Origin of the sequence: Streptomyces sp. NPDC047072 (genome assembly GCF_040643855.1) — a bacterium.
Classification (GTDB): domain Bacteria; phylum Actinomycetota; class Actinomycetes; order Streptomycetales; family Streptomycetaceae; genus Streptomyces.
Genome location: NZ_JBEYVC010000070.1, coordinates 19544 through 40561, shown reverse-complemented (window position 1 = coordinate 40561; position 21018 = coordinate 19544). Strand labels below are relative to the sequence as shown.

Here is a 21018-nt window from a genome sequence, read left to right as displayed (position 1 = left end):
CGTTCCCGGCGGCTGGGGAGTTCACCCCAGGGACCGGCCCGTCGGAGCTCATCCCAGGGCCCGGCCCGTCACCTGCACCGCCTCGCCCGTCACGGCCAGTTCGGCGGTGTCGTCCGGCCGCCGGTACACCCGCTCGGTCACCATCGCCCGTTCCCCGGCGAAGAGTTCGAGCAGGGAGCCGTCGACCAGGATCCGCACCGTGTCTCCGGTCGCCCGCAGCACGAGGGGCGCGGAACCGTCGGCGCGGGACCTGGGCCAGCCGCAGCGGTCCAGGGTGACCGTCCCCGCCGCCGGGTCCAGGGACACCGTGAGTTCGGCGCCCGAGGCGCTCCGCAGCAGGCTCACGGTGGCGGGGGAGCGGGCGGTGACCGTCAGGTCGTACGACGACGGGAGCGGGCCGGGGATCAATGGCTCGCCGTTCCGCAGCAGTTGGAGCTCCGGCGCGGGTACGACCCGTAGCGAGCCGTCCTCGTGCACGTCCAGCACGCGCGGTGCCGTCAGGACTCCGGCCCAGCCCGCCCGGTCCACCTCCTCCTGCGAGCGGGCCTCCCACGACCAGCCCCACAGCAGGACCCGGTCCGTCTCCTGGAGGATGGACGGGGCGTAGAAGTCCCGGCCCAGGTCGAGACGGTCGGCGTGACGGGTGGCGAACGTCAGTGTGCCGCCCGGGAGTTGGACCGGCCTGCCGGTGACATACGCGGTGCCCTGCGGGTCGCCGTCCCACAGGGCCACCGCCAGGATCCACTCACCGCTCGCCGTCTCACCCAGCTGCGGGCACTCCCAGCCCGTCGCCCCGGTGCCGAACGCCTCGGCCGTCACCGGGTCGTGGCCGTCCAGGAAGATTCCGGCGAACCGCCAGTCGTAGAGGTCCTCGCAGTCGTAGACGAGGACGGACGGTGTGCCGTCCGCGTGTCCGGCTCCCACGAGCGCCCAGCGCCGTCCGCCGAAGCGGAAGACGAACGGGTCGCGGAACATCGTCACGTCCAGGCCGGGCGGTGGGCCGGAGACCACCGGTTCCGGGACCGGCTTCCACTCCAGGAGGTCGTCGTCCTCGGCCACGGCCAGGCAGATCGAACTCAGGCCGGTGTGGGCCCGGTCGACTCCGGAGTACACCGCGGTCGGCACGCCGTCGTCGTCGACCACGCAGCCCGACCAGCAGCCCGCCTCGTCGGGGCCGCCGGGGGTGGGGGTGAGGGCGACGGGATGGTGGTCCCAGTGGGCCAGGTCGGGGCTGGAGGCATGGCCCCAGTGGACGTTCGCGTGGACGGGAGCGTCCGGGTTGTGCTGGTAGAAGAGGTGGTGGCGGCCCCGCCAACGGAACGGCCCGTTGGGGTCGTTGACCCAGTTCGCCGGTGGACGGACCCGGAAACGGGGCGCGTTGGGGTCGTTGCTCAACGGTTGACTCCTGCGGAGGTGATGCCCTCGCGCAGAGGGCGCTGGCCGACGAGGAAGACGGCGACGGCAGGGAGCATGGACAGGACGACACCGGCGAGGACCACCGAGATGGAGCCGGTGCCGAGGTTGCCCTGGAGGGAGACCAGGCCGAGGGGGAGCGTGTAGTTCTGGCCGGAGGTCTCCAGGATCAGAGGCCGGAAGAACTCGTTCCAGTGGTAGTTGAAGGCCAGGACCCCGACGATCGCGAGGCCCGGCGTGGCCAGCGGGGCGTAGACCGAGCGAAAGGTCCGCCAGGGGCCCGCGCCGTCCAGCATGGCCGCCTCGCCGAGATCCTTCGGCATGCCCAGGAAATACTGGCGCATCAGGAAGGTGCCGAAGGCGGTCGGGAACGCGGGGATGATCAGGCCGAGCAGGGTGTCGGTCAGGCCCATCGACTTCAGGACCAGGAACACCGGCACGATCGTGACCTGGAGCGGCACCATCATGGTGGCCAGGACCAGCCCGAACAGCGGCTTCTTGAAACGGAATTCGAGGCGCGCGAAGGCGTAGCCGGCAAGCCCCGCCGTGATCATCTGCCCTACCGCGATCAGCGCCGTCACCAGCGCGGAGTTCCACGCCAGCAGCCACACGTCGATCTGGTCGAACACCCCGCGGTAGGCGTCCACGGTCGGGCTCGTCGGGATGATCTTCGGCGGCAGGTCGAAGGACTCGGCCGGGGTGCGCAGCGAGGTGGAGACAGTCCAGATCACCGGACCGAGGGTCAGCAGGGCGCACAGGGCCAGCCCGGCGATCCGCCCCCAGGGCGCGAGGGAGTGGCGCGCGCGGTTCAGTGTCAACGTGGCTTGGCTCATGGGAGGTTCACCCGGCTCACTCGTAGTGGACGAAACGCCGGCTGAGCCGGAACTGGACGGCGGTGACCGCCATGATCAGCAGGAACAGCAGCACGCCCACCGCGGACGCCTCGCCGAAGCGCAGCTGCTCGAAGGCGGTCTCGTAGATGACCATCACGACGGTGCGGGTGGAGTCGCCGGGCCCGCCGTCGGTCAGGACGTACGGTTGCTCGAAGACCTGGAGCGCGTTGATGACCCCGACGACGGTCGCGACGAGCAGGGTCGGCGAGAGCAGCGGGAGCGTGACGTGCAGGTGCTTGCGCAGCCCGGTCGCCCCGTCGAGGGAGGCGGCCTCGTGGATCTCCTTCGGGATGTTGTTGAGCCCGCCGACGAACAGCAGGAACGAGAAGCCGAACTGCTGCCACACGTAGACGATGACGATCGTCGCCATCGCCGAGTTCTCCGAGGTCAGCCACGGCACCGGGGCGATCCCGACCAGCCCGATGAGCCAGTTGACGACCCCGAAGTCCTGGTTGAACAGGTACTTCATCACCACCGAGATCGACGCCGCCGAGAGCACCAGCGGGAAGAAGAACGCCGACCGGAACAGCGAGCGCAGCCAGCCGGGCATCCGCCCGTTCACCACGATCGCCAGGACGAGTGCGATCAGCAGCTGGAGCGCGACCGCGAACACCATGAACACCAGCGTGTTGCGGAAGGACACCAGGACCGTCGAATCGCCGAACATCTCACGGTAGTTGGCGATCCCGGCATAGCTCGGGGAGTCGATCACGTTCCAGTGGAAGAGGCTCAGGACGAGCGAGCCGACGATCGGGACGACCGTGAACACGACGATGCCGACGATCGTCGGTGCCAGGAAGAGGGCGGCCAGCAGCCGGGTGCCGCGCTCCCGGGCGGACGGCTTCACGGGGACCGTGACCGGAGCAACTGCCCTCGGCCGTACGGATGTCTGCGTCATACCTCACGCTCCATGGCCTTCTCCAGATCGCTCTGCATCCTGCGCAGCGCGGGCCCCACCGAGCGCCGGGAGGCCAGCGCGGTCCCGGTGTGCTTGAGCAGCACCTGCTCGACCTCGGCGACCTGCGGCGGCGCCGGGATCGGCCCGGTGTCGGGGAACCTGTCGAGGGTGTCGTAGAAGACCTGCCAGTGGCGCGGGCCGGACGCGCGGTAGCGGTCGGCCGTGAGCATCGAACGGCGGGCCGGGGTGGTCTGGTTGGTCTCGAAGAGCCGCATCAGGGTGTCCCTGCGCGCCGCGTACTTGATGAACTCCCAGGCCTCTTCCTGTTTCTTGGACGTGCGCAGCAGCGCGTAACCGGCGGCGCCGTACTGCATGCGCTGGGTGCGCCAGCGGGGGAAGTACTGCACGTCGAAGCTGCCGTCCTTCATGCCCGCCTGCTGTAGCCCGCCCGCCCAGAAGCCGCCCGCCGGGGTCACGCCGACCCGGCCGGTGGAGAACACGCCGATGAGGTTCTGGCCGTTGCCGCCCTCGGGGCGGGTGCACAGGTCCTCCTGGATGAGGGAGGCGAGATAGTCGTACGCCTCCTCGACGTGCGCGTCGGTCGCCTGCGGGGTCGTCCACCTGAACCCGCCCCCGCGGCCCGCCCGTCGGTCGGCCGGGTAGAAGGAGTCCCACAGCCAGGCGCCGCCCGGGGCCTTGGACTCGGTGAGCAGGTTGGTGCCGTTGGCGAAGAGCCAGGGGACCACCCCGCCCCACAGCCGGTTCGTCCAGAAGTACGGGGTGAACTGCGACCCGCTGGACCTCTTCATGTCCCGCAGCAGGGCGGTGAAGTCGTCGCGGGTCCAGTCGGCGGCCGGGAAGTCCGCGCCCGCCCGCTTCAACACCTGGCTGTTGAGGTACATGTCGGCCGCGTTGAACTCGACCGGCAGCTGGTAGAGGCTCCCCTCGTACATCATCGACTCCACCAGGGACGGGTGGACGTCGGCGAAGTACTCGCGCAGCTCGGCCGCGTCCCGCTTCACCCACTTGTCGAGCGCGACCCCGAGGCGCTGGGCGAACAACTGGACGCCTTCGGTTGCGACATAGACGAGGTCGGGCGCGGTGCCCGCGGCGATCTGGGTGAGGATCTTCGCGAAGAAGTCCGACCAGTCCACGGCCTGCACCGCGTTGATCCGCACCTTGATGTCGGGATGGACCTTCTTGAAGCCCTCGGTGAGGGTACGGATCGCCTCGGGACCGTAGGCGGGGCCGAGGGTGGCGACGACGAGCGAACCGTCGTCGCGACCGGGGATGTCGGCTCCGGTGAGCCGGTCCCAACTGGCGGCGGTACCGGCGAGCGCGGCGGCGCCCGCGCCATAGGCGCCGTACCGCATCAAGGTGCGGCGGGTGAAGTGCGAGTCGGTCATCCAACAGGGCCTAACTCGTGTTAGCCAGAGTCTGATGCCCCAGATGATGGGAAGCGGGGTGCGGGGGTGTCAAGGCCCGTAACCACTTGACCTTTAACGAGTTAGGTCCCACAGTCCTGGTCCACAAGAGACACATGAGCCGCCGTTTCGACGAGAGGAACGATGTGTGATGGGTGGGATCTCCAGGAGAGCGCTGTTCGCCGGGTCGGCCGCTGGGACGGCGGCCGTGTTACTGCCCGCGGGGCCGGCCGAGGCCAAGCCCGCAGTGGCCGCCACCTGCGCGAGTTACCGCGCCGGATACCACTTCACGGTCCCCGACCAGTGGAAGAACGACCCCCAGCGGCCGGTCTGGATCGACGGCGAGTACCACTACTACTACCTCTACAACGCCGACTACACGACCGGTGTCGTCGGCACCGCCTGGCGCCTCGCCACCAGCTCCGACCTGGTCTCCTTCACGGACCGGGGAGTCGCCGTACCCAAGAACACGACGGCGAACGGAGACGTCTGGTCGGGTTCGGCGGTGGTCGACACCGGCAACACGGCGGGCTTCGGCGCGGGCGCGGTGGTCGTCCTCGCCACGATGTCACCGGGCGACGGGGACACCGCCCAGGCGCAGTACCTGTACTACTCCACGGACCGGGGCCGTACCTTCACCAACTACGGCACTGCCCCGGTGCTGGCGAACCCCGGCGTGCGCGACTTCCGGGACCCCAAGGTGATCCGGGACGAGGAGCGGGGCCGGTGGGTGATGGCGCTGGCCGAGAACGACAAGGTCGGCTTCTACCACTCGACGGACCTGAAGGCGTGGACGTACGTCGGCGGCTTCGTCAAGGGCGGGATCGGGGTGCTGGAGTGCCCCGACCTGTTCCGGATCGTGGCCGCGGACGGCACCGCGAAGTGGGTGCTGGGGGTGAGCGCGAACGGCAAGGGCTCGGGGCTGCCGAACACGTACGCCTACTGGACGGGCTCCTTCGACGGTACGGCCTTCACGGCCGACTCCGCCGATCCGCAGTGGCTCGACCACGGCTGGGACTGGTATGGGGCCGTCACCTTCGAGAAGCGGGACGCGGGCGGCACCCTCGACGCGAGCGCGCGGTACGCGATCGGGTGGCTGAACAACTGGGACTACTCCGGGACGACGCCCACGATCGACTGCGACGGCTTCAACGGCACCGACTCGATCGTCCGCGAGGTGACGCTGAAGCGGACCTCCTCCGGCGCGTACTACCTCGCCTCGCAGCCGGTGGCCGCCCTGGACGCCCACGTCTCCCGCGCGGTCGACCTCGGAGACCTGTCGGTCACCGGCACGCGTGTCCTCGACTACAAGGGCGTCGCCTACGAGCTGAGCTGTGAGATCAGCTGGAGCCAACTCCTGGGCGCGGGCGTGCAGGTGCGCCGCTCCCCGGACGGGGGCCGGCACATCGACGCCGGGATCTACAACGACTACGCCTTCCTCAACCGCCGAGGCACGGTGAACCCGGACCCCACGGCGCGCTGGCAGGAGAGCCACAGCCCGTTCTCGGGGAACCGCGTGAAGCTGCGGATCCTCGTCGATCGGACGTCGGTCGAGATGTTCGTCGACGACGGCCGCTACGTGCACTCGTCGGCGGCGTTCCCCTACCTGATCGACACCGGGATCGCGCTGTTCTCGATCGAGGGAACGGCGCTGTTCGAGAACGTGGTGATCAGGGAGTTCACGGTCTGAGGGCGTAGGCCGTGCCGCCCTCCGCGGCCAGCGCGGCGGCGATCAGACGGTGGTTGTGCCGCCGTTCCGCGTCGGGGAGCGGCGGCAGGAGTTCCTCCCACACCGCCAGGAACGTGCCGCGCAGCTGCATCAGCCCCGCCGGGCGGGCCAGCAGCCAGAAGTGCAGGTGGGCGGAGCCGTCGCCCCAGCGGTTCACATGGACGCGGGCGATCCCGTCGAGGCCGAGCACGGCCCGCTCCGCGCGCTGGAGCAGGGGGCCCAGTTCGGCCGTGCGCTCGGCGGGGAGGCCGGAGAGGTCGTAGTGGCCGCGGGGTTGCAGCAGGACGACCGCGGGGAGCCTGGACTCGGTGCCGACCGGGTCCAGGCGCCAGTGGTCGTCCGCCCAAAGTGCCTCTGACAGTGGCCTGTTGCAGGTGCGGCACTCCTCGGGTCCGTGCTCGCCGGCGCGGGCGGGCTCGGGGAGGACGGGCGGCCTCAGCGGCTTGACGCGGAGGTCGTCGCCCTCGAAGGGGAAGGTCTCCCAGTCGGCCACCGACTCGGCCGGCATGGGCAGCCGTTCACCCGTGGGCAGGCGCCGTACGAAGGCACTGGGGTCCTGGGGAGTTGAGGAAGCGGCCACGCTGGGCAGTCAACCACGGGTGACGTGCCCCGCGGGGTGCGGACTTTCGGACTGGTACTGCCGACGATCGACGGAGCACGCATGACGACGGACAAGGACACGGCGGAGCGGGACGCGGGCATCGAGGTGAACCCGGTGGCCGGGCACATCGGTGCCGAGATCACCGGGGTTGACCTGGCCGGTGACCTCGACGACTCGGTGGTCGCCGCGATCCGGGCCGCCGTACTGCGCTGGAAGGTGGTGTTCTTCCGCGGGCAGAGGCTCGACCACACCGGGCACGTGGCCTTCGCCCGCCGGTTCGGTGAGCCGGTCGTCCTGCGCAAGCGCGGCAGCGCCTCGCCGCCCGGCTTCCCGGAGGTCGAGACGACCGCCGACCGGCTGGAGCTGGGCGGGAAGTTCGGCATGGAGCACGAGGAGTGGCTCCAGCGCCGCCGGCACACATTGCTGCGCGGCTGGCACTGCGACCACGGCGCCCGCGTCGACCCGCCGGCCGCGACGATCCTGCGCGCGGAGACCGTCCCGCCGTACGGCGGCGACACGACCTGGTCGAATCTCGCCGCCGCCTACGCCGGACTCTCAAGCCCCGTAAGGGAGTTCGTCGACGGGCTGCGGGTGGAGCACCGGCTCGGCGTCGGCTACCAGCCCCGCCCCGGCGACGACGCCTACGTACGCCACCTGCTGGACCACCAGGTCGCCTCGCTGCACCCGCTGGTGCGGGTCCACCCCGAGACGGGGGAGCGGATCCTCTACGTCAACGGCTACTACGTCGAGCAGATCGACGGCCTCTCCCGCGCCGAGAGCCGGGCGATCCTGGACATGCTCCTCGACCAGGCGGTACGGCCCGAGTACACGGTCCGCTTCCGCTGGGAGCCCGGCAGCGTGGCCTTCTGGGACAACCGGGCCACCATCCACCTGGCCCCCAGCGACAACGCCCACCTCGGCTTCCCGCGGACCATGCACCGGGTGATGCTGGCCGGGGACGTCCCGGTCGGGCTGGACGGCAAGCCGTCCGAGCCGATCGTCGGGACGGAACCCGGCCGCTGGTGACCCGCGCCTAGACGCTCGGCTTCCAGCCCAGCGCCGGACCCAGCTTCGTCGCCATGTCGGTGAGGATCTGCACGTAGTCCTCGTGCCCGAAGGTGAACGGCAGCGCGAACGCCACCTCGTCCACCTCGCGGAACGCGGCGTGCGCGTGCAGCCGCTCGGCGATCTCGTCGGACGTCCCGACGATGTCCGGCGCGAACATCATCCGCGCCGGACCCTGCGGGGCGGCCGTACGAGGGGTGCGCTTGGCCGCGTACTCCTCGTACCGCGCCCGCTGGTCGGCGGAGGCGGAGGCGGAGTCGGTCGGGATGACGACCAGGCCCTGGGAGACCCGGGCCTGCTCCCCGTCCGGATGGGCGGCGCGGAAGGCGCGGATGTGCGACAGCTGGATCTCGGCGAAGTCGTACGGCCCCTCTGGGCTCTCCGCCTTGACGACACTGCTGGTCAGGAAGTTCATGCCGTGCTCACCGGCCCAGCGCGCCGAACTCAGGCTGCCGCCGCCGTACCACATCCGCCGGCCCAGACCGGGGGAGTGCGGCTGCACGCGATGGGAGAACACCTCGAAGCCCTGTACCCCGCTGAAGTCGGAGGCCGTCTCGCCCCGCACCAGGTCCAGCAGCCGCCGCACCCGCTCGTAGGAGAAGTCCTCGGCCTCTGCGGTGTCCGGGTACAGCGCCCCCTTGACTTCGTCGAAGTGCATCGGCGGGCCCACGCTCACCCCCGGGTTCAGGCGCCCGCCGCTCAGCACGTCCACGGTCGCCAGGTCCTCGGCGAGGCGCAGCGGGTTCTCCCAGCCCAGCGGGGTGACCGCCGTGCCGAACTCGATCCGGCTGGTGCGCTGCGAGGCGGCCGCGAGGACCGCCACCGGGGACGAGATGCCGTACTGGAGATGCCGGTGCCGCAGCCACGCGCTGTCGAACCCGAGCCGCTCGCCCAGCTCGATGATCTCCAGCGTGGACTCGTGGCCGCGCCGCGGATCCGCCTCGTCGAACAGGCCGATGGTCAGAAAGCCCAGCTTGCGCAGGGGGCGGGGGGTGGACGGCACGGGCTCCTCCGAGGGTGCTTGAGCGATCAAGTAGTACGGCTGTGCCAACCCGGCCGCCGCCCGCCCTGTTCCCGTCTCAGGTCAGGCCGGCGGTCAGGGGGATGATCACCTCGTCCTCGACCGGCGGGTCGAGCTCCTGGGCGAGGTTCCCGGTGGCCGCGTAGCAGCGCAGCCGCACCGCCTCCGGGGTGACGTCCAGGCGCAGGAAGCACTTGAAGAACGGCGGGCTGTACGTCGCCGAGCCGGGCGAGAACAGCTGTGTGTAGATCTTGCGGACCGGGAGGCGGAAGCGCGAGGTGCGGTCCGGTCGGCCGCCCGCGCCGAGGAGACCGGCGACCAGGCGGGTGCGCCAGGTGACGCGGGCCGGTTGCCCAGGGGTACGGGTCGGGGGAATACCGAGGCGTTCGGCGATGACCGCCGTGGCCTCCGCCTCGGTGAGGGTGAAGAAGCGGCGCAGGTGCAGACGGCGGCCGTAGAGGCGGCTGTAGAAGGCCAGCGAGTCGCCGCGCAGCGGGTAGCAGCGGAAGTCCTTCTCGTGGACGTCCGCGACGGAGACGCGCGGGATGGTGTGGGTGGCGTGCATGAACGCCCCGCCGCCGCCCGAGACGACGTACTGGAGGGTGCGCCCGTCCACCTGCACCGGATAGCGCTGGTAGTTGTGGATGTCGCCGCCTATCGACGCGACGAAGTGGTGCTCCGGGTCGCGGACGATGGCGTCGACGGTGCCGCCGCCGTCGATCGGGCAGGGGTGGTGCTCGCCGTCCACGTACAGCGGTGAGCCGGTGATCAGGATCTTGGGGCGGGGGCCGCGGGAGACCTCGCGCAGCCAGGCGCCCTGCTCGGCGTCGAGGGTGCCGAGCAGGCCCGTGTCGATGCCGATGATCCGCAGCGGGCCGGCGTCCACGGCCCAGTACGGGCCCGGCTGCACGGCCCGTTGGGCCGCGGCGGAGCGCAACTGCCGTGCCCGGTCGAGGCGTTGACCGTCCGCGGGGTTCGGGCGATGCCACAGGAGAGAGCGCAGCCAGGACTTCGTGAGGGGGCGTGGGGCGGGTTCTGGGTCCAGGGGCGGGGCGTCGTCGCAGAAGACGCGCATGAAACCGCCGAGGTCCTCGTACCAGTCGTGGTTGCCGGGTATCGCGTAGATCGGCGCCGGATAGTCCTGGTAGGGACGGAAGAACTTCGTGCCGTAGTCGTCCGCGCTGCCCACCGGGTAGATGACGTCACTGGCGAGAACCGCGAACCGGGTGTCCTGACTCACCTTCAGAAAGCCCGGCACCACGGCGTATTGAGGGTCGTCGCCCTCGCCGGTGTCGCCGATCACCATGAACGAGAACCGCTCCGGGTCGGCGCGCCGGATCACCTTGTCGGCCGGTGCGCCCGCCGCCGCGCGCTGGGCCACCCACCGGCTTCGGGTACGGCCCGTGGGGTCGCCGAACCAGGAGGCCACCACGCCGTTGCGGGCGGCCCACAGGAGCTGCGGGTTCAGCCACGAGATCTTCTCGACCTCGGCCGGCATCAGCCCCTTGTACTGGCCGAGTTGGGACGCGCCCCAGCCGGCGCCTTCGGCGGTATCGCGTGAGGATTCAGACACCGGTGCACCGTAACAACGATCTAGGTCGGGCCGAGAGGGGGGACGTGCCTCCCGGCCCGGCCTCCTATCGCTGCGGGCTCTGCCGTGCCACCCAGTGCGGATCCTGCGGTGCGCGGGCGGTGATCGAACGGCTCTCGAAGACCGAGTCGGGCTGGGCCGGGACGGCCGGTGCCGGTTCGGTCTTCCTGTTCCAGTCGCCGTCGCCCAGCACGAGCAGTGGGTCGAACATGACGACCACACCGGCCAGCACCAGGAAGATCACCGGTCCGATCAGCATGGGCAGCAGCAACGAGGTCGGGGTGTCGCCCGCCCACGTCCCGCCGACCCGGCCGTGCACATGGACGCTGACCGCGGCCATACCCGTGTAGTGCATCCCGGACACGGCGACGCCCATGACCAGGCTCGCCCCGAGGCTCGTCAGGAAGCCCCGGATCGTCACCGCAGCCCACAGCGCGGCGGTCGCGGCGACGATCGCGATCAGCACGGAGAGCGCCACGACCGTCGTGTCGTAGCGGACCGTGCCGTTGAGGTGCATCGCCGCCATGCCCAGGTAGTGCATGGCCGCCACGCCGAGCCCCGTGACCACGCCCGCGAAGGACAGGTTCAGTGGGCTCGCGCCGCGGTAACCGACGATGAACACGCCGATGCCGACGACCACGATGGCGACGGCGAGGCTGAGCACCGTGAGCCCCACGTCGTAGCGGATCCGGGTCTCCACGACCTGGAATCCGATCATCGCGATGAAGTGCATCGTCCAGATGCCGCAGCCGATGGCGGCGGCGCCGAGCGCCAGCCAACCCGCCTTCCACGACTGTGTGCTGAGCAGCGTGCGCACGATGCAGCGCAGCCCCAGAGCCCCTCCCAGGCACGCCATCAGATAGGCGGCCACCGGTGTCACGGCCCCATAGCGGAACCCGTCGACCGTACCTTCCATGCGCCAACTCCCCCCAGAGCAATGGCTGATCGTGGGGGAAGGGTTACTGTTGAGGATCGTTCAAATCAAGGTCTTACCGCTGGTAAGCAGCGGACTCTCGAATAGCGTGGATGAACTCGGGCCACAAGAGGGCGTCTTCCGGCCAGGTGGCGCCATGTGAAGGCCGTGCGTGGCAGAGTTGAGGGTTTTGAGGAAAACCGGTTGCAGGGCCGGTTGTGGATCCTGAACGATCGCCGCCCGTGAACAGTACCGAGCAACTTCCTTCCCCCGTACGCCCGCTGGCCCTCCTCACCGGCGTGGGCCGCACCGTCGGCATCGGCGCCGGCATCGCCCGGCGGCTCGCGGCCTCCGGATGGGACATCGCCTTCACCTACTGGAACCCCTACGACGAGCGCATGGCCTGGGGCAGGGAACCCGGCGCGACCGAGACGATCGACCGCGAGCTGACCGGTCTCGGTGCGGCCACGGCCGCGATCGAGGCCGACCTCGCCGACCCCGGCACCCCGGCCCGGGTCTTCGACGAGGTCGAGCGGCGGCTGGGGTCCGTGACCGCGCTGGTGATGTGCCACTGCGAGTCGGTCGACTCCGGCCTGCTCGACACCACGGTCGAGAGCTTCGACCGGCACTTCGCGGTGAACGCGCGGGCCACCTGGCTGCTCATCCGGGAGTTCGGCCGCCGCTTCGACGCGGAGCAGGGCACCGGCCGCATCATCAGCCTCACCAGCGACCACACCGTGGGCAACCTGCCGTACGGGGCGAGCAAGGGCGCCCTGGACCGCATCACCCTGGCCGCCGCCCATGAACTCGCCGATCTCCGTGTGACCGGCAACGTCGTCAACCCCGGTCCCGTGGACACCGGTTGGATGACCGACGAGGGCCGCGAGCACTGCCTGCGCGCGACCCCGCTCGGGCGCCTCGGCACCCCGCAGGACACCGCCCACCTGGTCGACTTCCTGTGCTCGCCGGAAGGGCAGTGGATCAACGGGCAGCTGCTGAAGAGCAACGGGGGTTTCGCATAGCCCCGTTCTGTCTCAGGCGAGGAACTCGCCCAGCAGCGGCAGCACCAGGGAGGTCCGCCGCATGAGGGTCAGGTGCGTGGTGCCGGGCAGGACGGCCAGCCGGGAGTCGGGGATCAGGCGGTGCATCTCGGCGGCGTGCTCGACGGTCACGAAGTCGTTGTCGCCGACGAGCACCAGCGTGGGCGCCCGGAGGCCGCGCAGGTCGTCGGCGGTCCAGGGCAGCGGCGCGTGCGCGGCCTCGGACACCTTGGCGAGGAACTCCTGGAAGTGCCCGGGGTCGGGGGCGACGGCCGCGTAGGCGTCGGCCATCTCCTGGAAGTCCGCGGGGGTGGGCAGTCGCGGCGAGCTGTAGTCCGGAACGCGGACGTCCTCGTGGAATCCGTCCTGCGTGTACGGGGCCGCGGCCGTCACGAGCCGTCCGACGCGCTCCGGATGCCGTACGGCGACCTCCAGCGCGGTGAGGCCGCCGAGGCTGAACCCGAACAAGTCGGCCTGCTCGATGCCGAGTTCGTCGAGCAGGGCGATCACGTCGGAGGCGAGGAGAGGCACCGTCAGCGGGCGGTCGATGTCGGCGGTACGTCCGTGTCCCTGGAGTTCGGGGGCCACCACGAGCCGGTCGGCGGCGAGCGTGGGCAGGACGGCGGCGAAGGACAGGCCGACGGTGTTCCCACCACCGTGCAGCAGCACCAGCGGGCGAGTTCCCGGGCGGTCGGTGCCGTGGACCTCGTAGTACATCTCCAGGCCGTTGACCTTGGCGTGGGCGGAGTGGGCCGGCATGGGAATCACATCCGTTCGGAGAGAGCCGTATGCCAGGCAGACCGGCCCGAGGGCCGGAACTCATCGTCAGGGGGAGGCTGTCGGGCGCAGCACCATCATCGAACCCTCGCGGGCGGCGACCATCGCGAACGGGAACCGGTCGAGTTCCAGGCAGAGTCGGACGTCGTCGGCGTGGATGCCCGGGGCGCCGCGCCGGGCCCCCTGGGTGAGGCGGTCCGCCCCTCCGGACGTCCGGGCGCGGTCGAGGTACGGCGTTGCGTCCGCCTCGGGGGCTGTGCCGGATCGGCGCCCGATGTACTCGGCGCACGCGCGGTCCTCCTCGGCCCGCCCGTCCTCCCCGGTGACCACGAACGTCACCTCCTCGGTGCCGTCGGCCCGCAGATACCGCGCCGTCGCCTCCGCCACGACGAAGCTCGCGCACAGCACCAGGCGGGCGTCGGTCAAGGCCAGCGCACCCACCGTTCCCGCGATCGTCTTCTGCACGACGGTACGGCCGGTGAGATCCTCCGGCGCGATCATGGCGGGGGAATTGACCAGGTCGAAGCCGTCGAAGGGCGGTGCGTCCTTGAGCGTCAGCCACTGCGGGTGCCGCCGCTTCAGTTCCAGGGCCTCCTCCGCCGTGGACGCCAGGACGATCTTCTCGGCGCCCCGGTCGAAGACCCACGCGGCCACCGTGAACGCGCGCATGACGTCGACGACGACCGCGACGGAGGGGGTACGGGTCAACTCGGGGATCCCGGCGAAGTGTGAGCGCATCCGGCCGATCTTGCCACAGTGATCAGGAGTTCAGAGATCGTATGCGTCAGGCAGGCGCAGGGCCGGGCCGCCGACCTGGAGTCCCAGCGGGACGGCGCGGTCCTTCGGCTCCTCCCATGCCTCCTGGCGGCCGAGCGCCGTGAGGTCGAGGTGCGGATAGCCGTTGTGGAACTCCTCGATGCCCCGGCCGAACGTGGAGTACGTGTGGAAGACCTCGTCGCCGACGCGCAGGAAGGCGCTGATGCCCGGCCAGTCGCCGCGCATGTCCGGCGACCACGGGGTGCCCGCCGCCGCCATCTCCTCGGCGTCGCGGTGGAAGACCCGGACCGGCGCCACCCGTTCGTCGACCGTGGCGTGGAAGTCGTAGTTGAAGTCGCCGCCCGCCGAGGAGTACCAGGGGAACGACCACCCCATCCGCTCCCGGAACGCCGCGATCTTCCCGTACGGCGCCCGTGACACCGCGACGAGGGTCGTGTTCCGCACGTGCAGCCGGCGGAGGTTGCCGAGCTGGTCGGCCGCGGTGGAGCAGCTCGGGCACCCGGTGTCGCGGGGGTGCTCGATGCCGTCGGCGTCGATGTCGTACGTCCACATGAAGTGGTGCACCACCAACTGGGGGCGCCCTTCGAAGAGTTCGAGCAGCCCGATCTCCCCGTCCGGTCCCCGGAAGAGGTACGGCTTCTCGACGCGGACCATCGGCAGCCGCCGCCGGGCGGCGTTGACCCGGTCGCGGGCCCGGGTGACCTCCTTCTCCTGCTCCAGCAGTTCCTTGCGCCCGCGGAGCCACTCCTCGCGCGACACCACCTCGGGCAGTCGTGTCATGTCGTTTCTCCCCACTCGCCCCTCGGCCGGGTACCCGGAATCGGCGCGCCTACAGGGCCACGAGCCGCCCGCCGCGACCCCTCAGCCGTACCGAGGCGAGGGCGCCGCAGGCCAGGGCCATCACGAAGAGCGTGGCGCAGGCCGTCACCGCGACGTGGGTGTCACCCGAGAGGGCGGCGCGCATCCCGTGGGCGGCCCAGTAGCCGGGGGAGGCCGGGGCCACGTCCGAGACCCAGGCCGGCAGCACGGCCAGCGGCACCAGCGCACCGCCGACGCTGCTGAGCAGCATGCCGCCGATGTCGTACGCCGCCGACAGCTCGCCCATGGAGCGGACCAGCACCCCGAGCAGGGCGCCGAGTCCCAGCAGCGTGCACGTCCAGCTGAGCAGGACGCCCAGCAGCAGGAAGGGGTGCGGAACGGCGAGTCCGAAGGCGCACACGCCGAAGCCGACGATCAGCAACTGCTGCGCCAGCATGGCCGTGAAGACCGGGACCGCCTTGCCGAGGAGCAGTTCGGCGGGGCGCAGGGGCGTGCCGCGCAGCCGGTCCCAGGTGCGGCCGAGGCGCTCGGTCAGGATCGTGTTGCCGGAGATGCTGAGCGCGAGCAACGAGAAGGTGACGAGGGTGCCGACGACCGCCTGCTCGGTGCCGGACACGCGGTCCTGGGCGGAGACGTAGAGCGGGCGCAGCAGGGTCATGAAGACGAGCGGGAGGATCATCCGGCTCAGCAGTGGCCCCGGCTCGCGCAGCATGATCAGGGCGTTGTGGCGGATCAGCACGCCCAGCCGGGTGGCGGACTCACGCGACGGCATCTGGGGCCTCCGGCTTCTCGGGCACCGCGGTCCCCAGGGATCGGTAGAGGTCGTCCAGGCTCGGCCTGCGCACGTCCACGGAGGCGGGCGTACGGCCCGTGGCGAGCAGGGCCGCCAGGTCGGCGCCGGGATCCGTGGTCGGGGTGCGCAGTTCGGGCTCGGCCGGGTCGGCGAACGTGACCCTGAGCTCGCCCGGGAGGCGGCGTGTCAGCTCCTCCTGGGTGCCGCGCGCGATGACCCGCCCGGCCCGGGCCAGCGCCAACGTGGCGTCCAGGTCGACGAGTTCCGGCAGGTAGTGGGTGGTGTAGACGACGGCGGCACCGGCCTCGGCGCGCGCCTTCACGGCGCTCAGCAGGGCCGAGCGGGTCTCCGGGTCGGCCCCCGCGGTCGGCTCGTCGAGCAGGAGCAACGGCGGTGAACCGACCATCGCGGTCGCCGCCTGGACGCGCCGCCGCTGACCGCCGGACAGGACGCCCACGGGACGGCCGGCGAGGTCGGTGAGCCGAAGCTCCTCCAGGACGCGGGCGATCTCGACGTCCCGGCGCCGCCCGCGCAGTCCGGTCAGCCCGGCGAACAGCCGCAGGTTCTCCCGGACCGTGACACCGCCGTACAGGGCGAGTTCCTGCGGTGCCACGCCCAGCAGCCGCCGCGCGTCCCGGCCGGCGCGCAGGGCGTCGTACGGTCCGATGCGGATCCGGCCCGCGTCCGGGCGCACCAGCCCGGTGACCGTCTCCACGAAGGTGGTCTTCCCGGCGCCGTTGTGGCCGATCAGCCCGACGATCTCGCCGGGCGCGACCGACAGGTCGAAGCCGTCCAGCGCGCGACGGCGGCCGTAGGACTTCGTCAGTCCTTCCGCGACGAGCATGTGCCCCTCCTTGGGTCCGCTGATGTCCCGGTCCTCTGATGTCCTCTGATGTCCACTGAGGCCTACTGGGGTCTACGCCGTATACGTCTACACTGTAGACCCATGAGTGGCAGACGGGAAGAGATCCTCGACGCGGCGCTGGTCCTCGCCGACGAGCGCGGCCTTAAGGCGGTGTCGATGCGGGCGCTGGCCGAGCGGGTCGGCGTGACGCCGATGGCGCTGTACCGGCACGTCAAGGACAAGGGCGCGCTGCTGGACGGCATGGTCGGGCGGCTGCTCTCCGCGCTGCTCCCGGCGGACGAGGTCCGGGAGCGGCCGTGGGAGGAGCGGCTCAACGCCCTGGCGTACGCCTGCCGGGAGGTGACGCAGCGTCACCCGTGGGCCGCGCACCTGCTGTTCTCGCGTCCCGCCGTCACACCGGACGCGGTGCGGGCGGTGGACATCATCTACGTCGCCCTCATCGACGCCGGGGTGCCGGAGGCGGACGTGCCCCGACTGGAGCGGCTGGTCAGCACGTTCGTGATCGGCTTCGCCGCGTCGGAGGCGTCGGGCCGTTTCGCACCCGGGCCGGTAGACCCGCGCGGTCGCCGTGGGCAGCTGCCGGACGGGGACCTGCCCGGCCACGCCCGGCTCGCGGCCTGGCTGGATCTGCCGGTGGACCTCACGGCGGAGTTCGAGGCGGACCTGGCGGACATCCGGCGGCTGATCGTGGCGGCGGCACGGCAACGGGGCTGAGCGACAACCGACTTGAGCGCGGATCCCGGGATACGGAAGGCTCCCTGGCCATGGAGTTCTTCTGCTACCACCGTGACCGGCCCGGCTCCCTGCCCTTGCGCGAGAAGCTGGTGGAGGAGCACTGGTCCTACATGGACCGCTTTGAGGCGGAGTTGATCGCACGAGGCCCCACGTTCGCCGACGACGGTGAGACCCCCACGGGCAGCGTGCACATCGTCGACCTGCCCGATCCCGCGGCCGCCCGCGCCTTCGCCTTCGACGAGCCCAACTACCAGGCGGGGGCGTACCGGGACGTGCTGCTGCGTCGCTGGCGCAACATGCTCGGGCGCACGATGTGGGACTTCCCCGGCGGCCCGACCGAGGGGCAGCGGTACATGGTCCTCGGGCTGGGAGTGGCGGAGATCGCGGACCTCGTCCTGCCGCCAGAGCGGGACGAACTCGTCGCCTACGGACCGCTGTTGTCCGACGACGGCGACAGCTGGCTGGGTACTGCCGTCCTCCTCGGGGCGCCGGACCGGGGAACGGCACGGGAGATCCTGGACGCCGACCGGTACGCGGAAATCGAGGTCCACGACTGGGAGTTCGGCGGGCGGCGCTGAGGAGCGGGGACGATTCCCTTTCGTCCAAGCGCCGTCGAACTTTGTCCATGGACCGTCCTCGCCGCCGAGGGTGAGGGTCGGCCCATGGACGAATCCGGGCGCAAGGACACGACGGACGGCTCGGCGCGGCCGGTCGAACGGCGGCGCCTGCCCGGCGGGTTGATCGCCCTGGCCCTCGGCGGCTTCGGCATCGGGCTGACCGAGTTCCTCATCGCGGGACTGCTGCCGCAGGTGGCGGCGAGCTTCGCGGTGTCCGAGGCGGAGGCGGGCCGGCTGATCTCGGGATACGCGCTGAGTGTGGCCGTGGGCGCGATCGCGCTGACAGCGGCGACGGCCCGCCTGCCCCGCAAGCAGGTCCTGCTCGGCCTGCTGGCACTGTTCGTCGTCGGCAACCTGCTCTGCGCCGTCGCCCCGGACTACCGGGTGATGCTGCTCGGCCGGATCGTCGCCGCCCTGTGCCACGGCTCCTTCTTCGGCCTCGGCTCGCTGGTCGCCCGGGCCCTCGTCTCGCCGGAGCGCAAGTCCCGTGCGGTGGCGGTGATGTTCGCCGGGCTGACGGTCGCCAATGTCCTGGGCGTGCCCTTCGGTGCGTCGGTGGGCGAGCGGTGGGGGTGGCGGGCGGCGTTCTGGGCGGTGACCGGGGTCGGGGTGCTGGCGTTCATCGGGATCGCCGTCCTGGTCCCCGGGCAGGCCGCTGGTGCCGTGTCCTCGTACGGCCTGCGCGCACAGGTGCGAGCGTTCCGCTCCCGGCAGGTCTGGCTGACGCTGACGGCCACCGCGCTCGGCTACGGCGGGATGTTCGGCGCGTTCAGCTACCTCGCCTACACCTTCACGGAGGTCGGCGGATTCGCCCCGTCGGACGTCGCCTGGCTGCTCATGGTGTACGGCGTCGGCCTGGTCGTCGGAAACGCGATCGGCGGACGTGCGGCGGACCGGGACCGCGACCGAACCCTGGTCGTGTCGCTGCTCGCGCTGACCCTGACTCTGGCCGGGTTCGGGCTGCTGGCCGGGAGCGCGGTGGCGTCGGTGGTCCTGGTGTTCCTACTGGGCGTGACCGGCTTCGCGAGCGTCCCCGGCCTGATCACCCGCGTCACGGACCACGCCCACGGTGCCGCCCTGGCCGCCGGCGCGAACGTATCGGCCTCCAACATCGGCAACGCCCTCGGCGCGTGGCTGGGCGGCCTCGCCCTGACCTCAGGCCTCGGTTACAGGGCACCGCTGTACGTCGGCGCCGCGATCGCCCTCGTCTCGGTGGGCGTCATGGCGGTGGCGGCGCGTGGGGCGGGCGGTTCATCGCCGCGGCACCACCGTCCGTGACCTCGCCGCCCTCCACAAGTAGGAGACCCTGAACCTGGGGGGTGGTCGGACCACCAGCATCAGGCGTGTCTGGATCACTGTCTCCGGATTCCCGAGGCTTGGGGCGAACAGAACACGGATCTACGGAATCGGAGACGCACGCGATGCGCGTTGTGATCATGGGTGGGACGTCCGGGATCGGCCTGGCGGCAGCCGAGCGGCTGACTGCCGCCGGCGCCGAGGTGATCGTGACCGGACGGGACCCCGAGAAGCTGGCGGCAGCCAAGGACCGGGTGGCCGGTGCCGAACAGATCGACGGCACCTCGGAAAGGGACGTGACGGAGTTCTTCGAGCGGACCGGCGCCATCGACCATCTCGTGCTGGCATTCAGCCCGGGCGCACTCGGGCTCGGATCGCTCAAGGACGTGAGCCTGGCCGGCATCAGGGGCGCCTTCGACGGCAAGCTCTTCCCGTACCTGCACGCGATCCGGAAGGCCGACGTCACCGGCTCGGTCACGATGATCTCCGCGGCCACCGCGAGGGCCGCCCTGCCCGGCAGCGTCGCGCTCGCCGCGGTCAACGGGGCGATCGAGCGGATCGTGTCCCCGCTCGCCGCCGAACTGGCTCCGGTGCGGGTCAACGCCGTGGCCCCCGGGGCCGTCGACACCCCCTGGTGGTCGTTCCTGCCGGCAGAACAGCGTGCGGCTCAGTTCACCGCCCTGGCCGCGGACCTTCCCGCCCAGCGGATCGGACGGCCCGACGACGTCGCGAACGCGATCGCCTATCTCATCGGCGCCGACTACGTGACGGGCACGGTCCTCCCGGTCGACGGCGGGTTCACGGTCGCCTGACGTTCAGCCACCCGGATTCCGGATGAGCTTCAGGAACTGGCTCTCCACTGGTGAGCCCGGTGGCAGCAGGTACGACACCAGCGTCTTGTCGTCGTTCGCCACGTGCAGCTTCACGTAGTCGAGGGTGACCTCACCGAGCAGTGGATGGTCGATCGTACGGGCCTCGGGCACGAACGGCGCCAGCTCCTTGCGTCGCCACAGACGGGCGAAGTCGGGGCTGGCGTCGGCGAGTTCCGCGACGAGCCCGGTGATCTCGGGCGCCAGGACGCCCTCGTTCGCCTGGGTGCGGAACAGCGCGACGGTGAGCGCGGCCTCCGTCTCCCAGTCCCTGGTCATCTCCCGCACCTCGGGCGCGGTGAACGTGAGCCACAGCACGTTGCGCCGCGATGCGGGCAGGGCACCCAGGTCGCCGTAGAGGAGTTCGCAGCCGCGGTTCCAGGCCAGGATGTCGAACCGCGGATTCACGACGAAGGCCGGGTTCGGGTCGAGGTGGGTGAGCAACAGCTTGTACTGGGGCGGCAGTTCGGCGCGCGAAGGCGCCCCCTTCGGAGGCGGTTCATCGGCCAGCCGGAACAGATGGGCGCACTCGACCTCATCAAGTCCGAGTGCGGTGGCCAAGCTGCCGAGAATCTGGCGCGAGACGCGGATGTCGCGGGCCTGCTCCAGCCACGTGTACCAGGTGATGCTCACCCCGGCGAGCGTCGCGACCTCCTCACGCCGCAGCCCGGGAGTGCGCCGCCGCCCGAAGGACGGCAGCCCCGCCTCCGCCGGCGTGCGCCGCGCCCGCCGACTGCGGAGGAACTCGGCAAGCTCACGCCTGCGGTCCAGCGTTGTCATCCGTCCACCTCCGGCCGCTCGGTCACCCCAGACTCTAGGCCAACCGATCTTGCCGGCCGGGTAGTGTGCCGAAGCTTTAATCGAACATCTGTTTCAATCGGG

General features: G+C 70.9%; 21 protein-coding genes. 7 read left to right on the top strand and 14 right to left on the bottom strand.

Features of this window, described 5'->3' with window-relative positions; translation table 11 throughout:
• Positions 1–48: 48 nt before the first annotated feature.
• From ABZ896_RS27165 to ABZ896_RS27150, 4 genes are read right to left on the bottom strand one after another with little or no spacing between them, the layout of a single operon-like run.
• Positions 49–1395 (bottom strand): glycoside hydrolase family 32 protein, encoded by a 1347-nt coding sequence (locus ABZ896_RS27165; protein WP_360934369.1) that lies wholly within the window; start codon positions 1393–1395, stop codon positions 49–51.
• Positions 1392–2246 carry a carbohydrate ABC transporter permease gene (locus ABZ896_RS27160; RefSeq protein ID WP_360934366.1) on the bottom strand — a complete coding sequence of 285 codons (855 nt, stop codon included), beginning with the start codon at positions 2244–2246 and terminating at the stop codon, positions 1392–1394. The genes ABZ896_RS27165 and ABZ896_RS27160 overlap by 4 nt, the downstream gene beginning before the upstream one ends.
• Positions 2247–2262: 16 nt before the next feature.
• A complete protein-coding gene (locus tag ABZ896_RS27155; RefSeq protein WP_360934363.1) occupies positions 2263–3204 on the bottom strand; it encodes a sugar ABC transporter permease in 942 nt (313 codons plus the stop codon).
• Positions 3201–4610 carry an extracellular solute-binding protein gene (locus ABZ896_RS27150; protein ID WP_360934360.1) on the bottom strand — a complete coding sequence of 470 codons (1410 nt, stop codon included), beginning with the start codon at positions 4608–4610 and terminating at the stop codon, positions 3201–3203. The genes ABZ896_RS27155 and ABZ896_RS27150 overlap by 4 nt, the downstream gene beginning before the upstream one ends.
• Before the next feature lie 169 nt (positions 4611–4779).
• On the opposite strand from ABZ896_RS27150, the gene ABZ896_RS27145 reads away from it, so the two are divergent.
• Entirely contained in the window at positions 4780–6318 is a 1539-nt protein-coding gene (locus ABZ896_RS27145) for a glycoside hydrolase family 32 protein (RefSeq protein WP_360934357.1), read from the top strand.
• Here the strand turns inward: ABZ896_RS27145 and ABZ896_RS27140 are convergent.
• The gene (locus tag ABZ896_RS27140; RefSeq protein WP_360934354.1) at positions 6308–6937 is read right to left on the bottom strand and encodes a hypothetical protein; all 630 of its coding nucleotides are present in this window, start codon (positions 6935–6937) and stop codon (positions 6308–6310) included. The genes ABZ896_RS27145 and ABZ896_RS27140 overlap by 11 nt on opposite strands.
• Before the next feature lie 81 nt (positions 6938–7018).
• Here ABZ896_RS27140 and ABZ896_RS27135 point away from each other — a divergent pair, with 81 nt between their 5' ends.
• Positions 7019–7984, top strand: coding sequence for a TauD/TfdA family dioxygenase (locus tag ABZ896_RS27135; RefSeq protein WP_360934351.1), 966 nt, complete (start codon positions 7019–7021; stop codon positions 7982–7984).
• A gap of 7 nt (positions 7985–7991) precedes the next feature.
• Here ABZ896_RS27135 and ABZ896_RS27130 read toward each other — a convergent pair whose 3' ends face one another.
• From ABZ896_RS27130 to ABZ896_RS27120, 3 genes are all read right to left on the bottom strand, one after another.
• Positions 7992–9026 (bottom strand): LLM class flavin-dependent oxidoreductase, encoded by a 1035-nt coding sequence (locus tag ABZ896_RS27130; protein ID WP_360934348.1) that lies wholly within the window; start codon positions 9024–9026, stop codon positions 7992–7994.
• Positions 9027–9102: 76 nt separating this feature from the next.
• Positions 9103–10617: a metallophosphoesterase gene (locus tag ABZ896_RS27125; protein ID WP_360934345.1), complete on the bottom strand. Its 1515-nt coding sequence runs from the start codon at positions 10615–10617 to the stop codon at positions 9103–9105.
• Positions 10618–10681: 64 nt separating this feature from the next.
• Positions 10682–11551: an MHYT domain-containing protein gene (locus ABZ896_RS27120; RefSeq protein WP_360934342.1), complete on the bottom strand. Its 870-nt coding sequence runs from the start codon at positions 11549–11551 to the stop codon at positions 10682–10684.
• Positions 11552–11790: 239 nt separating this feature from the next.
• Between ABZ896_RS27120 and ABZ896_RS27115 the strand changes: the two genes are divergently transcribed.
• The gene (locus ABZ896_RS27115) at positions 11791–12570 is read left to right on the top strand and encodes an SDR family oxidoreductase (RefSeq protein WP_360934339.1); all 780 of its coding nucleotides are present in this window, start codon (positions 11791–11793) and stop codon (positions 12568–12570) included.
• Positions 12571–12582: 12 nt separating this feature from the next.
• On the opposite strand, the gene ABZ896_RS27110 is transcribed toward ABZ896_RS27115, so the two are convergent.
• The 5 genes from ABZ896_RS27110 to ABZ896_RS27090 all read right to left on the bottom strand — a co-directional run bounded on the left by ABZ896_RS27110 (position 12583) and on the right by ABZ896_RS27090 (position 16598).
• Positions 12583–13347, bottom strand: coding sequence for an alpha/beta hydrolase (locus ABZ896_RS27110; RefSeq protein ID WP_360934336.1), 765 nt, complete (start codon positions 13345–13347; stop codon positions 12583–12585).
• Positions 13348–13413: 66 nt separating this feature from the next.
• The gene (locus tag ABZ896_RS27105; RefSeq protein WP_360934333.1) at positions 13414–14103 is read right to left on the bottom strand and encodes a 2-phosphosulfolactate phosphatase; all 690 of its coding nucleotides are present in this window, start codon (positions 14101–14103) and stop codon (positions 13414–13416) included.
• A 30-nt stretch (positions 14104–14133) separates the two neighbouring features.
• Positions 14134–14922, bottom strand: a complete 789-nt coding sequence (locus ABZ896_RS27100) for a DUF899 domain-containing protein (RefSeq protein WP_360934330.1) — start codon at positions 14920–14922, stop codon at positions 14134–14136.
• A gap of 49 nt (positions 14923–14971) precedes the next feature.
• The gene (locus ABZ896_RS27095; RefSeq protein WP_360934327.1) at positions 14972–15733 is read right to left on the bottom strand and encodes an ABC transporter permease; all 762 of its coding nucleotides are present in this window, start codon (positions 15731–15733) and stop codon (positions 14972–14974) included.
• Positions 15720–16598: an ABC transporter ATP-binding protein gene (locus ABZ896_RS27090; RefSeq protein ID WP_360934324.1), complete on the bottom strand. Its 879-nt coding sequence runs from the start codon at positions 16596–16598 to the stop codon at positions 15720–15722. Before ABZ896_RS27090 ends, ABZ896_RS27095 begins: the two co-directional genes overlap by 14 nt.
• Positions 16599–16700: 102 nt before the next feature.
• Here ABZ896_RS27090 and ABZ896_RS27085 point away from each other — a divergent pair, with 102 nt between their 5' ends.
• From ABZ896_RS27085 to ABZ896_RS27070, 4 genes are all read left to right on the top strand, one after another.
• On the top strand, positions 16701–17333 hold the full coding sequence (locus tag ABZ896_RS27085; RefSeq protein WP_360934321.1) for a TetR/AcrR family transcriptional regulator: 633 nt from the start codon (positions 16701–16703) through the stop codon (positions 17331–17333).
• A 50-nt stretch (positions 17334–17383) separates the two neighbouring features.
• Positions 17384–17932, top strand: coding sequence for a YciI family protein (locus tag ABZ896_RS27080; RefSeq protein WP_360934318.1), 549 nt, complete (start codon positions 17384–17386; stop codon positions 17930–17932).
• Between the two features lie 147 nt (positions 17933–18079).
• Positions 18080–19249, top strand: coding sequence for an MFS transporter (locus ABZ896_RS27075; protein WP_360934399.1), 1170 nt, complete (start codon positions 18080–18082; stop codon positions 19247–19249).
• A 143-nt stretch (positions 19250–19392) separates the two neighbouring features.
• Entirely contained in the window at positions 19393–20079 is a 687-nt protein-coding gene (locus ABZ896_RS27070) for an SDR family oxidoreductase (RefSeq protein ID WP_360934315.1), read from the top strand.
• Between the two features lie 3 nt (positions 20080–20082).
• On the opposite strand, the gene ABZ896_RS27065 is transcribed toward ABZ896_RS27070, so the two are convergent.
• On the bottom strand, positions 20083–20916 hold the full coding sequence (locus tag ABZ896_RS27065) for a helix-turn-helix transcriptional regulator (RefSeq protein ID WP_360934312.1): 834 nt from the start codon (positions 20914–20916) through the stop codon (positions 20083–20085).
• Between the last annotated feature and the right edge of the window lie 102 nt (positions 20917–21018).

Excerpts from the sequence above, each read along its gene's own strand:
- ABZ896_RS27160 (WP_360934366.1), bottom strand. The coding sequence starts at position 2,246 with ATGAGCCAAGCCACGTTGACACTGAACCGCGCGCGCCACTCCCTCGCG.
- ABZ896_RS27155 (WP_360934363.1), bottom strand. The coding sequence starts at position 3,204 with ATGACGCAGACATCCGTACGGCCGAGGGCAGTTGCTCCGGTCACGGTC.
- ABZ896_RS27150 (WP_360934360.1), bottom strand. The coding sequence starts at position 4,610 with ATGACCGACTCGCACTTCACCCGCCGCACCTTGATGCGGTACGGCGCC.
- ABZ896_RS27145 (WP_360934357.1), top strand. The coding sequence starts at position 4,780 with ATGGGTGGGATCTCCAGGAGAGCGCTGTTCGCCGGGTCGGCCGCTGGG.
- ABZ896_RS27135 (WP_360934351.1), top strand. The coding sequence starts at position 7,019 with ATGACGACGGACAAGGACACGGCGGAGCGGGACGCGGGCATCGAGGTG.
- ABZ896_RS27120 (WP_360934342.1), bottom strand. The coding sequence starts at position 11,551 with ATGGAAGGTACGGTCGACGGGTTCCGCTATGGGGCCGTGACACCGGTG.
- ABZ896_RS27110 (WP_360934336.1), bottom strand. The coding sequence starts at position 13,347 with ATGCCGGCCCACTCCGCCCACGCCAAGGTCAACGGCCTGGAGATGTAC.
- ABZ896_RS27105 (WP_360934333.1), bottom strand. The coding sequence starts at position 14,103 with ATGCGCTCACACTTCGCCGGGATCCCCGAGTTGACCCGTACCCCCTCC.
- ABZ896_RS27100 (WP_360934330.1), bottom strand. The coding sequence starts at position 14,922 with ATGACACGACTGCCCGAGGTGGTGTCGCGCGAGGAGTGGCTCCGCGGG.
- ABZ896_RS27095 (WP_360934327.1), bottom strand. The coding sequence starts at position 15,733 with ATGCCGTCGCGTGAGTCCGCCACCCGGCTGGGCGTGCTGATCCGCCAC.
- ABZ896_RS27090 (WP_360934324.1), bottom strand. The coding sequence starts at position 16,598 with ATGCTCGTCGCGGAAGGACTGACGAAGTCCTACGGCCGCCGTCGCGCG.
- ABZ896_RS27085 (WP_360934321.1), top strand. The coding sequence starts at position 16,701 with ATGAGTGGCAGACGGGAAGAGATCCTCGACGCGGCGCTGGTCCTCGCC.
- ABZ896_RS27080 (WP_360934318.1), top strand. The coding sequence starts at position 17,384 with ATGGAGTTCTTCTGCTACCACCGTGACCGGCCCGGCTCCCTGCCCTTG.
- ABZ896_RS27070 (WP_360934315.1), top strand. The coding sequence starts at position 19,393 with ATGCGCGTTGTGATCATGGGTGGGACGTCCGGGATCGGCCTGGCGGCA.
- ABZ896_RS27065 (WP_360934312.1), bottom strand. The coding sequence starts at position 20,916 with ATGACAACGCTGGACCGCAGGCGTGAGCTTGCCGAGTTCCTCCGCAGT.